A 13,008-nucleotide genomic window follows, 5' to 3' on the forward strand; every position below is an offset into this window, starting at 1 on the left:
AGTTCAACAATTAGTATTCTTCAAAAACCTCATAAAATAAATTAAGTACTTCTATTCTTTGTTTAATCAATGATCGTTCATATTCTGAATAATCACTTTCAAGAAATAATTGAGCATACCATGCCATTTGTGCATCAAAATATTCAATCCATTGATTTTGAGTTTCTACTAATTTCAAACGCTGTGGCGATTCTAAAATCCCATTAAATTGCGTCAATAAATTTTGCATTTGAAAATTTAATTCCTCAACAGTAAAATCTAAAGTCACCTCATAATCACCATTTATTTGCAACTGCTCAATATCCAGTTCACTTAATTGCATAGGCACGTCAAACACTTCAATATCAATGTAATTAGCTAGATTTATCCATAAATCATCGACGTAGATATAAGTATAAGCTAAATCTATGCCTTGATTATTAACTACAATTTCCCAAAAATGTTCATAATTTGTGAATGTATTTTGAAGGGATTTTATTTCCACTAATTCTGGAATCATCGCATCGCAAGGAGCGCAATAATCCAAAATCAATGATTGATTATTTAATATATTATATGCAAGTTCTGCTTCAGATTGAGTAATGTAAGCAGCTTGATCTGAATGTGCCATTGTTGATACAAATAACAATAGACACAAGCTTGTCAGTTTTATACATCTGTTTATTATCATTTTTGTTTACATCCTTTGTTTGATTTTTTGTTATTTAATGATTACGCAATTTCTAAATATTGTGTTTTACGTTGATTATATTCTTCAACTAATCCTTCAATTGCACATTCATCATATTCGCGCAAACCACTGAGTACCATTTGTTTTTCGCCAGTACCAACTACTTTATTGTCGCTAATAAATTCAAAATTTAAACTGACATTTCCGCGTTTGCCTTGGACATCAAATGTTGCATCACTCATACGAAGACTCACGTTTTCAACATTCAAGCTGTGAAAACGAATATGCATGGATTGATACATAACCATTGGGCGTGCAGGGTTGATCATGACGTTATGCTTTTGCATTAATGGGACTAATATATGAGGAAATGCTTCACCAGAGAAAGTGACATACGCTTTTGTTAACTGCTTTATTAACTCTAAATTCTCGCTCTTTTCGCCTTTTGCATTGACTGACATACAAGCTTTTTCTTTTTGGTCGATAACTTGAATGTTATTGCCGTCTTGAACCAAACTGACAACGGACTGATCACTGACCATTCCACTAAAACTAAAAGACATATCTTTGAAAAGGCCTACTTGACTCAAAGTCAGAGCGAATAATAAATCACCGGGAACCACGAATTTTTTAGCATCGCTGTCATGCAGTGGATTAAAGTCATTAGCCATAGATTTGGCAAACGAACAACCTTGTTCACGGCTAATTTGATATTGGCCGTTTTCTTCATTAAAAAATTTATCTAAAAACATAACATTTACTGTGACTTTAAAAAGGCAGATGATATCTTTTTTTATGTTAAATTTCGAACAAATCTTTATTTTTTTCTATATTTCAAGGAGTTTCGTAACGTTTTGTTAGATTGATCTATTATTTGTGACTCAGTTGCTACGCTTTACACATATGCTTACATGAGAAACGAAATGAAACAATTCAGTTCATTACTGATTTTAGGTTGTGTAAAGTGGCTGATTGTGGGTGCATTCATTGCAATTTGCCACGAATACAGCTGGTTTCGCTACGAATTTAGCTTCATACTTTCTGTATTGCTTTTATTAACTGGCCTGATTTATAAGCGCAAAACAGTATTTGCGCTTTTTGGATTGTTAAGAGTGCGTTGTAGGCTTAATTCAAATGACCAATCTTTATAAACAGACATCATTTAAATAATATTTATCGTCACTCCAAATGTGATGTATGTAATTCAACTTCTAATTGCTGCATAGTATCTTCCATTTTCATAATCCTAGTTAACAAATCATTGTTTTGAATCAAAGTTGCACTCAAAACAGTTTCAGACAAATTATTCCATCGCAAAATCGCCCCTTCTAAAGTTCGATTTTTTGGCCCTGTTGCCTGACATGTTGTGCATTGAATATAATAATTAAACAAAGTATGACTTGGTTTAATTAAGTGGCTGCTGCAATACGGACAATTTTTAAATGACGATCCCATAAGCTCTCCCCTTGCGAACTTGTGTGTCACATTGTAAACATAGGTTATAAATTGTAATTTGCAAGTCAAAAAAAATATTTCCCTGCATAAAGTGTCGACTTATTCTCCTTTTTATTTCAAATAAATGTATTTTTATACTTATATTTCAGTATATTTCAAATCGAAATTTTTTAACTGTCCCCAAAAAATCTCAGCTTGATAACAAATTGGCTGCCTATTTTTCGATTTAAACAAGTATTATTTTATTTGTTTATTTTTTAAATATTAATTTAACTTCTTTACGAATTCATTAATTGGACCGGTTTGGTTGATATTAAAGGCGTATTCATTCTTAGAATTTACAATCCAAATTGTTGATGTAAAATAAATTGAACGCAATCTTTACCAGATTAACTATTGATTCAAATAATTTCGTGATAATCACAACCTACTGCTTTTAGTCAATTGGTATATACACGACTTTTCGATTTTCAACATTATGATTAATTTCGTTATATTCTAAACATTTAGTAAGCGGATTTTGAGAACCGACAGAAAATACACTAAATACTAATTCACCAATTATAGGTCTCTAAGATGAGTTTTTTTAATAATAGATGTTATGGTATTTTGTCTTTACTTTCCCTGAAGTTCAAAAGTGAGAATTATTTTTGCAAGCGATTATAATTTTCGTAATATTTTATGATTTGAGTTATCTATATTTATTAACAGCGTAAAAGCGAGTACTTATGCATATTTTAAAACTACTAATTATCATTTTATATTTGAATATTTTTCAAACTGTTTATGCGCATCCGCTAATAGGTGAACCACAAAATCAACAATGGATTGCAATTTATGGCTATGATTCAGTTGCCTATCATACTGACAACAAAGCAGTTAAAGGCAGTGAAACTTTTAGTTATGAGTACTTGGATTCAACTTGGCTCTTTGCAAGCAAAGTGAATTTAGAGCTGTTTAGCCAATCCCCAGAACGATACGCACCTCAATTTAATGGGCATTGTGCTAACGGTTTAAGTGATGCTCACAAAGTGAATGGCGACCCAGAAATTTTTAAAATCATTGATGATAAATTGTATTTTTTCTACTCTAAATGGGGGCGCACTCAGTGGGCTTTCAATCAAAAAGAACAGATTGAGCTGGCTAACCATTATTGGGAATTGTTTAAGAACGACTAAATAATGCAGAGCTTTTAAATCTCATTTTATTGGTAAATGATATCATCATGCTTTAGCCAACCATCAATATGATTTCCATTAGGATCGATATGAGTCCAGTGTATTACTCCACCTTTGTCATTCCATTCATACTCACCATAAAATTCTATAGTATCGCCGACTTCTAGTGCATGTATTTTCTGAGCTATATCTATATTATGCGCAATTAAAAGTGTTTGCTTACTCTGAAGTTCAAGTATAAATTTTTGATGCTGGCTTCCTGTCGTATCATCTGGAAGTGACACTTTTACCCTTCCCTTGCCTTCGATTTGAAAATCTGACTTTTTTCCTTCAAAAGCATTCATCAATATTTGATCACTTTCACTTATTTGCTCTGCACAACTTAAAGCGAGCAAACAATAAATTATTATAAATATATGTTTCATATTTTAAATTCCACCTTTAAAAGTAAATCAAAAAAAAGCCCCCTTAAAAAGGTCTTAACATACAAAACACAGGGATGTGCGCTTTGCGAACTAAAAATCAAGAAGGGTTTCCCTTCGCTAGATTTTCAGCGGAGCGTTTAATTCAAGTCACGGACGACTTGGAATTAAACTTAAATACAGCCAAAAAAAGACCGCTAAAAAGCGGTCTTAACATACAAAGCACAGGAATGTGCGCTTTGCGAACTGAAAATCAAGAAGGGTTTCCCTTCCCAGATTTTCAGCAGAGCGTTTTATTCAAGTCACGGATGACTTGGAATTAAACTTAAATACAGCCAAAAAAAGACCGCTAAAAAGCGGTCTTAACATACAAAGCATAAGGATGTGCGCTTTGCGAACTGAAAATCAAGAAGGGTTACCCTTCGCCAGATTTTCAGCAGAGCGTTTAATTCAAGTCACGGACGACTTGGAATTAAACTTAAATACAGCCAAAAAAAGACCGCTAAAAAGCGGTCTTAAAATACAAAGCACAGGAATGTGCGCTTTGCGAACTGAAAATCAAGAAGGGTTTCCCTTCGCCAGATTTTCAGCAGAGCGTTTAATTCAAGTCACGGACGACTTGGAATTAAACTTAAAAAGTTACGCGATGATTTTAGCAACAACACCAGCACCAACAGTACGGCCACCTTCACGGATAGCGAAACGTAAGTTGTCTTCCATCGCGATAGGTTGAATTAATTCAACATCCATCTTGATGTTATCACCAGGCATTACCATTTCAACGCCTTCAGGTAATGTACAAGCACCTGTTACGTCAGTTGTACGGAAGTAGAACTGTGGACGGTAACCTTTGAAGAAAGGAGTATGACGACCACCTTCGTCTTTCGACAAGATGTATACTTCTGCTTCGAAAGTTGTATGTGGGGTAACAGTACCAGGATGAACTAGACACTGACCACGTTCGATATCTTCACGTTTAGTACCACGTAATAAAACACCAACGTTCTCGCCTGCACGACCTTCGTCAAGCAATTTACGGAACATTTCAACACCAGTACAAGTAGACTTAGTAGTTTCTTTGATACCAACGATATCAACTTCTTCACCCACTTTAACGATACCACGTTCAACACGACCAGTTACAACCGTACCACGACCAGAGATTGAGAAAACATCTTCAATTGGTAATAGGAAAGGTTGGTCAATTGCACGAACGGGTTCTGGAATGTAAGAATCCAAAGTTTCAACTAATGTTTTAACAGCAGTTGTACCCATTTCGTTATCGTCACGGCCTTCAAGAGCCATTAAAGCAGAACCAGCGATGATTGGTGTGTCGTCACCAGGGAATTCGTACATGTCTAATAATTCACGTAATTCCATTTCAACTAATTCTAACATTTCATTGTATTCTTCAGAACCTGCTCCACCGCAATCTTCTGCAAGTAAATCCGCTTTGTTTAAGAATACTACGATGTATGGAACACCAACTTGACGTGATAAAAGGATGTGTTCACGAGTCTGTGGCATAGGGCCATCAGTTGCGCCACATACTAAGATAGCGCCATCCATTTGAGCAGCACCAGTGATCATGTTTTTAACGTAATCGGCGTGACCTGGGCAATCTACGTGTGCGTAGTGACGAATAGGTGAATCGTATTCAACGTGAGAAGTTGAAATAGTGATACCACGCTCACGTTCTTCAGGTGCGTTATCGATACCGTCGAATGCAACGGCAGCGCCGCCCCATACTTCAGAACATACACGAGTTAATGCAGCAGTTAATGTAGTTTTACCGTGATCGACGTGACCAATAGTACCAACGTTAACGTGCGGTTTGTTTCTTTCAAAATTAGCTTTAGCCATCTTTATAGTCTCTTTATTTAAAAATTAAGCTCGTTTAATAATTGCGTCAGCGATGTTACTTGGTGCTTCAGCGTAATGTTTAAATTCCATGGTAAAGGTTGCACGACCCTGGGTAGCACTTCTTAAATCAGTTGCATAACCAAACATTTCTGCAAGGGGTACTTCTGCGTTAATAATTTTGCCACCTGGACTGTCATCCATACCTTGAACCAGACCACGACGGCGATTTAAATCGCCCATGACATCGCCCATGTAATCTTCTGGTGTTACCACTTCTACTTTCATCATTGGTTCCATCAAACATGCATCCCCTTCTTGGGACAGTTTTTTGGTAGATTGAGAAGCAGCTATTTTAAAGGCCATTTCGTTGGAATCCACTTCATGGAAAGAGCCATCGAACAAGGTAGCCTTAAGGCCTAAAAGCGGGTATCCAGCCAACACACCATTTTGCATTTGATCTGAAATACCTTTCTCAACAGCGGGAATATATTCCTTAGGAATAACCCCTCCTGTTATTTCGTTTACAAATTCTAATCCTTCTTCATTTGAAGGTTCAAATCTGATTACAACATGTCCGTACTGTCCTCGACCACCAGACTGACGGATAAACTTATGATTAATTTCAACTGTTGATCTAATCTTTTCACGGTAAGAAACCTGAGGCTTACCAATATTTGCATCTACTGAAAATTCACGTTTCATACGATCAACAAGTACATCAAGGTGTAACTCACCCATACCGGCAATAATGGTTTGCCCCGTTTCACTATCAGTATGCACTCTAAAGGAAGGATCTTCTTGAGCTAATTTACCTAAAGCAATGCCCATTTTCTCTTGGTCAGCTTGGGTTCTTGGCTCTACAGCTACTGAAATTACTGGTTCTGGAAAATCCATTCTTTCTAAGGTTATGATGTCTTTAGGTGAACAGAAAGTATCACCAGTGGTGACGCTTTTCATTCCGATTAAAGCAGCAATATCTCCTGCATGCACTTCATTTATTTCTTCACGGTCATTTGAATGCATTTGCACCATTCGACCCACACGCTCACGCTTTGCTTTAACAGAATTATAAACAGAATCACCTGTTTTTAATGTACCTGAGTACACACGTATAAACGTTAATGTTCCAACAAATGGGTCAGTGGCAATTTTAAATGCTAATGCAGCAAATGGCGCATCATCATCAGCAGGACGAGTATCAGTTGTTTCGTCGTCTTCCAATATACCTTCAATTGCTTTTACATCGGTAGGAGCCGGCATATATTCAATCACTGCATCTAATACAGCTTGAACGCCTTTGTTTTTAAATGCCGAACCTGCCATAACCAACACAAGCTCATTTGCTAATGTTCGTTCACGCAGGCCCGCCTTAATTTCATCTTCGGATAATTCACCTGTATCAAGGTATTTTTCCATAAAATCGTCATTAGCTTCTGCCGCAGCTTCTACTAATTTTTCGCGCCATTCCTCACAATCGGGAATCATAGCTTCTGGGATGTCTTGATACTCAAAGCTCATGCCTTGATCTTCTTCATTCCAGATGATGGCTTTCATCTTTATTAAATCGACCACACCTTCAAAATGATCTTCTGCACCAATTGGAAGTTGCATAGGAACGGCATTCGCACCCAACCTTGTTTCCAGTTGATCAATAACCATAAAGAAATCAGCACCTGTCCTGTCCATTTTATTAATGAACACCATTCTAGGCACTTCGTAGCGATCCGCTTGTCGCCAAACAGTTTCAGTTTGAGGTTGCACACCAGATGAGGCACATAATACAACGACAGTACCATCAAGTACGCGCAATGAGCGCTCTACTTCAATTGTAAAGTCAACGTGACCGGGTGTATCAATGATGTTTATTCGATGATTATCAAATTGATTGCTCATACCTGACCAGAAACAAGTGGTGGCAGCAGACGTGATAGTGATACCACGCTCCTGCTCTTGCTCCATCCAGTCCATGGTGGCAGCGCCATCATGGACTTCGCCGATCTTATGGGAACGACCGGTATAGAAAAGTACTCGCTCTGTCGTCGTCGTTTTACCTGCATCAACATGCGCGCAGATACCAATATTACGGTATTTGCTAATCGGTGTTTTACGAGCCACGAGGTAATCCCCTTAAAAGCGGAAGTGAGAGAAAGCTTTGTTAGCTTCAGCCATGCGATGAACGTCTTCACGTTTTTTCACAGCTGCGCCTTTACCTTCGGTAGCATCGATGATTTCACCAGCTAAACGTAAAGCCATAGTTTTTTCACCACGGTTACGTGCGTAGTCTTTCAACCAACGCATAGCAAGTGCAACACGACGTGCTGGACGAACTTCAACAGGTACTTGGTATGTAGCACCACCTACACGTCGAGATTTAACTTCAACTAGAGGTGCAATCGCTTCTAGAGCAGCTTCGAACTGTTCTACAGGATCTTTTTGTGTTTTCTTTTCTACAGATTCTAATGCACCGTATACGATTTTTTCAGCAATAGATTTTTTACCGCTAATCATCACGTGGTTCATGAATTTAGCTAACTGTAAGTTACCAAATTTTGGATCTGGTAATATGTCACGCTTTGCGGCGACGCGTCTTCTTGGCATTTTGATAAGCCCTTATATAGAGGTCTTCAGGAAAGTATACGAGTATTGATTAACTCGACCTTACTCTTATCCATCAACAATTGATTGATTAAATTTATTTCTTAGGACGTTTAGCACCGTACTTAGAACGTGCTTGTCTACGATCGGCAACGCCAGAAGTATCCAATGCACCACGTACTGTATGGTAACGTACACCCGGTAAATCTTTTACACGACCACCACGGATCAAGATAACACTATGCTCTTGAAGGTTGTGACCTTCACCACCAATGTAAGAAGTTACTTCATATCCGTTAGTTAAACGAACACGACATACTTTACGTAATGCCGAGTTTGGCTTCTTAGGGGTAGTGGTATAAACGCGTGTACAAACACCACGACGTTGTGGACATGCCTGCAATGCAGGTACATCACTTTTCGCAACTTTACGTTTGCGAGGTTGGCGAACCAACTGATTAATAGTAGCCATTAAGCCTACTCCACTTTCTCTTCACTTAATAAAACCCCAGAATTTTAGTTCTGGGGATTGGGGGAGGCGGATTTTAAAGACCGCCCATTATCTAGTCAAGTTTAAATACGTTATTTATTTAAAGCTTGACTTAATGCTGCTTCAACATCGCTTGCACTTACTGATGAAGTTGTAGGTTCAACATCTTCCATCATACGCAATTCTTTCTTACGTTTTCTCTCTGCATGATACGCTAAACCTGTACCTGCTGGGATCAAACGACCTACTACGACGTTTTCTTTTAAGCCACGTAAGTAATCACGTTTACCTGTTACTGCACCTTCTGTTAATACTCGAGTCGTTTCTTGGAACGACGCGGCAGAAATAAATGATTCAGTAGCAAGTGATGCTTTGGTAATACCTAACAATACGCGCTGGAATTTAGCTTTGATTTGGTTATCATTTAAAGCTTCATTCGCTTCAAGTAAGGTATTGTACTCTACTTGGTCGCCTTTAATTAGGTTTGTATCTCCTGCATCGTTAACATGCACTTTACGTAGCATTTGACGAACAATCACTTCGATATGTTTGTCATTGATGATTACGCCCTGAAGACGGTAAACATCTTGAACTTCTTTAACAACATAACGCGCTAGTGCTGTTACACCTAAAATGCGAAGAACGTCATGAGGGTTAGTAGGGCCATCAGAAATAACCTCACCTTTTTCAACTTTCTCACCTTCAAACACGTTCAGGTGACGCCATTTAGGAATTAACTCTTCGTAAACATCGCCCCCATCATTTGGCGTGATAACAATACGCTTTTTACCTTTGGTTTCTTTACCAAAGTTAATAACACCTGAAATCTCAGCTAAAATCGAAGATTCTTTTGGCTTACGCGCTTCAAATAAATCAGCAACACGTGGTAAACCACCGGTGATATCTTTGTTACCTGAAGATTCTTGAGGGATACGAGCAAGTACATCACCAACATTGATTGCTGCGCCATTTTGCACGCTTACAATCGCACCATCCGGCAAGAAGTACTGAGCAATTTGATTCGTACCTTCAATAATTACATCTTCACCACTAGCATCTAACAATTTGATCATTGGGCGGATATCTTTACCCGTGCCACTACGATCTTTTGCATCAATGACTTCAACGCTTGAAACACCTGTTAATTCATCAATTTTGCTGTTTACAGTAATGCCGTCTTCCATTCCAACGAACACAACTTGACCTGCATTTTCTGCAATAATTGGATGGGTATGTGGATCCCATTTAGCAATTAAGGCACCTGATTCAACCGCTTGACCATCTTTAGCTGTTAATACTGCACCGTATGGTAATTTATATTTTTCACGCTCACGACCCTGCTCATCTGCGATAGCAAGTAATGATGAACGAGATACAGTCACAAGATCGCCATTGGCACGCGTAACTGTTTTCGCGTTATGTAAACGCACTGTACCGGCCTGTTGAACTTGTACACTATCTGCAGCTGATGTACGCGATGCTGCACCACCAATATGGAACGTACGCATTGTTAACTGTGTACCCGGCTCACCAATGGATTGTGCTGCCACAATACCGACTGCTTCACCGATGTTGATACGATGCCCACGACCTAAGTCACGACCATAACAACATGCACAAATACCGTAACGGATTTCACAGTTAATCGCTGAACGCACTCGGATTTGATCCACTGCTAATATATCTAGACGAGCAACTAAATCCTCGTCAATCAACGTGCCTTTAGGGATAACCACTTCGCCATCGTTATTTAATACATCAGTTGCAACTGTACGACCTAGAACCTGCATACCCAATGGCACAACCACATCACCACCTTCGATGATTGGCTCCATCAATAGGCCGTTCTCAGTACCACAATCAAAATCTGTTACCACTAAATCTTGAGATACATCCACTAAACGTCGTGTTAAGTAACCCGAGTTCGCTGTTTTAAGTGCCGTATCGGCCAAACCTTTACGAGCCCCGTGAGTAGAGGTGAAGTACTCACCAACCGATAGACCTTCACGGAAGTTCGCCTTAATTGGCGTTTCGATGATGGATCCATCTGGCTTAGCCATCAAACCACGCATACCTGCTAACTGACGAATCTGAGCTGGGCTACCACGTGCGCCTGAATCGGCATAGATGTAAACAGAGTTAAATGACTCTTGATCCACTTCATTTCCGTCACGATCGATTACTTTTTCAGTACCTAGCTCATCCATCATCGCTTTAGCGATTTGTTCATTAGCTTTTGACCAGATATCAACTACTTTGTTGTATTTCTCGCCACGTGTTACCAAACCTGTAGCGAACTGATTTTCAATCTCAGTTACTTCAGCTTCAGCAGCCGCTAATAATTCAACTTTTGCTTTTGGAATTTCAAAATCGTTTACACCGATTGAAGATCCAGAATAGGTTGCAAAACGGTAACCCATATACATAATTTGGTCGGCGAAAACTACCGTTTCTTTCAAGCCAACTTGGCGGTAACAAGCGTTTAATAAGTTAGAAATCGCTTTCTTTTTCATTACCTGGTTAGCCATTTCAAATGGCAAACCTTTTGGCACGATAGAGAATAATATTGCACGTCCAACGGTCGTATCAACGATTTCAACGTTATCTACATTTTCACCCTGCTCATCTTTATATGACTCTTCAATACGTACTTTAACACGAGCTTGAAGACCTACTTGACCTGCACCGAATGCGCGCTCAACTTCTTTGATATTCGCGAAAACAATGCCTTCACCTTTATCGTTGATACGTGAACGAGTCATGTAGTACAAACCTAATACAACATCCTGTGAAGGAACGATGATAGGCTCGCCGTTTGCTGGCGATAGGATGTTGTTCGTAGACATCATTAACGCACGAGCTTCTAATTGAGCTTCGATAGTTAACGGTACGTGAACAGCCATTTGGTCACCATCGAAATCGGCGTTGTATGCCGCACAAACCAATGGGTGTAACTGAATCGCTTTACCTTCAATCAAAATAGGTTCAAACGCTTGAATACCTAGTCGGTGAAGTGTTGGTGCACGGTTTAACATGATCGGATGTTCACGGATCACTTCTGCCAAGATATCCCAAACAACTGGATCTTCGCGCTCAACCATTTTCTTAGCAGCTTTAATGGTAGTTGCTAAGCCACGTAATTCTAATTTAGAGAAAATGAACGGCTTAAATAATTCAAGACCCATTTTCTTAGGTAAACCACATTGATGTAGACGCAAGCTTGGTCCAACAACAATTACAGAACGGCCAGAGTAATCAACACGCTTACCTAGTAAGTTTTGACGGAAACGACCTTGCTTACCTTTGATCATGTCAGCAAGTGATTTCAATGGACGACGGTTTGAACCCGTAATCGCACGACCACGACGGCCGTTATCTAGTAACGCATCAACTGATTCTTGCAACATACGTTTTTCGTTACGTACGATGATGTCTGGCGCACTTAACTCTAATAAACGTTTTAGACGGTTATTACGGTTAATGACACGACGATATAAATCGTTTAAATCAGAAGTAGCAAAACGACCACCATCTAGCGGAACTAGAGGACGTAAATCAGGTGGTAAAATTGGCAATACAGTCATTACCATCCATTTCGGGTTATTACCTGAGTGGAAGAATGCTTCTAATAATTTAAGACGCTTAGATAATTTCTTGATCTTAGTTTCAGAGTTAGTTGCAGGAATTTCTTCACGCAATGTACCAATCTCTTCTTCTAAGTCGATATCACCTAATAAAATTTGGATGGCTTCAGCACCCATACGAGCATCAAAGTCATCGCCGAATTCTTCGATTGCTTCGTAGTATTCTTCATCATTTAAAAGTTGAGTTTTTTCCAAAGTAGTCATACCTGGATCAACAACAACAAATGATTCGTAATAAAGAATGCGTTCGATATCACGTAGAGTCATATCTAACATCAAACCAATACGAGATGGTAAAGATTTTAGGAACCAAATATGTGCAACAGGTGCTGCTAATTCAATGTGCCCCATGCGATCACGACGCACTTTAGATTGCGTTACTTCAACGCCACATTTTTCACAGATAACACCACGATGCTTAAGACGCTTATACTTTCCGCATAAACATTCAAAATCTTTGATTGGACCAAAGATTCGCGCACAGAATAAACCATCACGCTCAGGTTTAAATGTACGGTAGTTAATAGTTTCAGGTTTTTTAACCTCACCGAATGACCATGAACGGATCATTTCAGGCGACGCAAGGCCGATTCGAATAGAGTCGAATTCAGCTTGTTGACTTTGCGTTTTTAATAGATTTAGTAAATCTTTCATGTTTTACCTAGCTCCAAACGGAGTGAATAGTTCGCAA

11 protein-coding genes are annotated in these 13,008 nt (G+C 38.8%); 2 read left to right on the top strand and 9 right to left on the bottom strand.

Annotation, left to right across the window (positions count from 1 at the left end; all coding sequences use genetic code 11):
- Positions 1-10: 10 nt before the first annotated feature.
- Both TYM08_RS17790 and TYM08_RS17795 read right to left on the bottom strand, forming a co-directional pair.
- On the bottom strand, positions 11-610 hold the full coding sequence (locus TYM08_RS17790) for a hypothetical protein (RefSeq protein WP_422380494.1): 600 nt from the start codon (positions 608-610) through the stop codon (positions 11-13).
- 101 nt (positions 611-711) lie between these two features.
- Entirely contained in the window at positions 712-1,422 is a 711-nt protein-coding gene (locus TYM08_RS17795) for a DUF3581 family protein (RefSeq protein ID WP_422380495.1), read from the bottom strand.
- A gap of 171 nt (positions 1,423-1,593) precedes the next feature.
- Here TYM08_RS17795 and TYM08_RS17800 point away from each other — a divergent pair, with 171 nt between their 5' ends.
- Positions 1,594-1,821: a hypothetical protein gene (locus tag TYM08_RS17800; RefSeq protein ID WP_422380496.1), complete on the top strand. Its 228-nt coding sequence runs from the start codon at positions 1,594-1,596 to the stop codon at positions 1,819-1,821.
- 28 nt (positions 1,822-1,849) lie between these two features.
- Here the strand turns inward: TYM08_RS17800 and TYM08_RS17805 are convergent, their stop codons facing one another.
- Complete coding sequence (locus tag TYM08_RS17805; protein ID WP_422380497.1) at positions 1,850-2,125, bottom strand: hypothetical protein; 276 nt, start codon at positions 2,123-2,125, stop codon at positions 1,850-1,852.
- A gap of 728 nt (positions 2,126-2,853) precedes the next feature.
- On the opposite strand from TYM08_RS17805, the gene TYM08_RS17810 reads away from it, so the two are divergent.
- Positions 2,854-3,303, top strand: coding sequence for a YHS domain-containing (seleno)protein (locus TYM08_RS17810; RefSeq protein WP_422380498.1), 450 nt, complete (start codon positions 2,854-2,856; stop codon positions 3,301-3,303).
- A gap of 26 nt (positions 3,304-3,329) precedes the next feature.
- Here TYM08_RS17810 and TYM08_RS17815 read toward each other — a convergent pair whose 3' ends face one another.
- The 6 genes from TYM08_RS17815 to rpoC all read right to left on the bottom strand — a co-directional run bounded on the left by TYM08_RS17815 (position 3,330) and on the right by rpoC (position 12,971).
- Complete coding sequence (locus TYM08_RS17815; protein WP_422380499.1) at positions 3,330-3,728, bottom strand: DUF3465 domain-containing protein; 399 nt, start codon at positions 3,726-3,728, stop codon at positions 3,330-3,332.
- A 636-nt stretch (positions 3,729-4,364) separates the two neighbouring features.
- Positions 4,365-5,588, bottom strand: coding sequence for an elongation factor Tu (gene tuf, locus TYM08_RS17820; RefSeq protein ID WP_422380500.1), 1,224 nt, complete (start codon positions 5,586-5,588; stop codon positions 4,365-4,367).
- 24 nt (positions 5,589-5,612) lie between these two features.
- Positions 5,613-7,703 carry an elongation factor G gene (gene fusA / locus TYM08_RS17825; RefSeq protein WP_422380501.1) on the bottom strand — a complete coding sequence of 697 codons (2,091 nt, stop codon included), beginning with the start codon at positions 7,701-7,703 and terminating at the stop codon, positions 5,613-5,615.
- A gap of 12 nt (positions 7,704-7,715) precedes the next feature.
- Positions 7,716-8,186: a 30S ribosomal protein S7 gene (rpsG, locus tag TYM08_RS17830; protein WP_422380502.1), complete on the bottom strand. Its 471-nt coding sequence runs from the start codon at positions 8,184-8,186 to the stop codon at positions 7,716-7,718.
- Between the two features lie 94 nt (positions 8,187-8,280).
- Positions 8,281-8,655 (bottom strand): 30S ribosomal protein S12, encoded by a 375-nt coding sequence (gene rpsL, locus TYM08_RS17835; protein ID WP_422380503.1) that lies wholly within the window; start codon positions 8,653-8,655, stop codon positions 8,281-8,283.
- A gap of 110 nt (positions 8,656-8,765) precedes the next feature.
- Positions 8,766-12,971, bottom strand: a complete 4,206-nt coding sequence (gene rpoC / locus TYM08_RS17840) for a DNA-directed RNA polymerase subunit beta' (protein WP_422380504.1) — start codon at positions 12,969-12,971, stop codon at positions 8,766-8,768.
- Between the last annotated feature and the right edge of the window lie 37 nt (positions 12,972-13,008).

The sequence above is a fragment of the Marinicellulosiphila megalodicopiae genome (assembly GCF_045862395.1).
In the GTDB taxonomy this organism is placed as follows: domain Bacteria; phylum Pseudomonadota; class Gammaproteobacteria; order Pseudomonadales; family Natronospirillaceae; genus Marinicellulosiphila; species Marinicellulosiphila megalodicopiae.

Excerpts from the sequence above, each read along its gene's own strand:
- TYM08_RS17790 (WP_422380494.1), bottom strand. The coding sequence starts at position 610 with ATGGCACATTCAGATCAAGCTGCTTACATTACTCAATCTGAAGCAGAA.
- TYM08_RS17795 (WP_422380495.1), bottom strand. The coding sequence starts at position 1,422 with ATGTTTTTAGATAAATTTTTTAATGAAGAAAACGGCCAATATCAAATT.
- TYM08_RS17800 (WP_422380496.1), top strand. The coding sequence starts at position 1,594 with ATGAAACAATTCAGTTCATTACTGATTTTAGGTTGTGTAAAGTGGCTG.
- TYM08_RS17805 (WP_422380497.1), bottom strand. The coding sequence starts at position 2,125 with ATGGGATCGTCATTTAAAAATTGTCCGTATTGCAGCAGCCACTTAATT.
- TYM08_RS17810 (WP_422380498.1), top strand. The coding sequence starts at position 2,854 with ATGCATATTTTAAAACTACTAATTATCATTTTATATTTGAATATTTTT.
- TYM08_RS17815 (WP_422380499.1), bottom strand. The coding sequence starts at position 3,728 with ATGAAACATATATTTATAATAATTTATTGTTTGCTCGCTTTAAGTTGT.
- tuf (WP_422380500.1), bottom strand. The coding sequence starts at position 5,588 with ATGGCTAAAGCTAATTTTGAAAGAAACAAACCGCACGTTAACGTTGGT.
- rpsG (WP_422380502.1), bottom strand. The coding sequence starts at position 8,186 with ATGCCAAGAAGACGCGTCGCCGCAAAGCGTGACATATTACCAGATCCA.
- rpsL (WP_422380503.1), bottom strand. The coding sequence starts at position 8,655 with ATGGCTACTATTAATCAGTTGGTTCGCCAACCTCGCAAACGTAAAGTT.
- rpoC (WP_422380504.1), bottom strand. The coding sequence starts at position 12,971 with ATGAAAGATTTACTAAATCTATTAAAAACGCAAAGTCAACAAGCTGAA.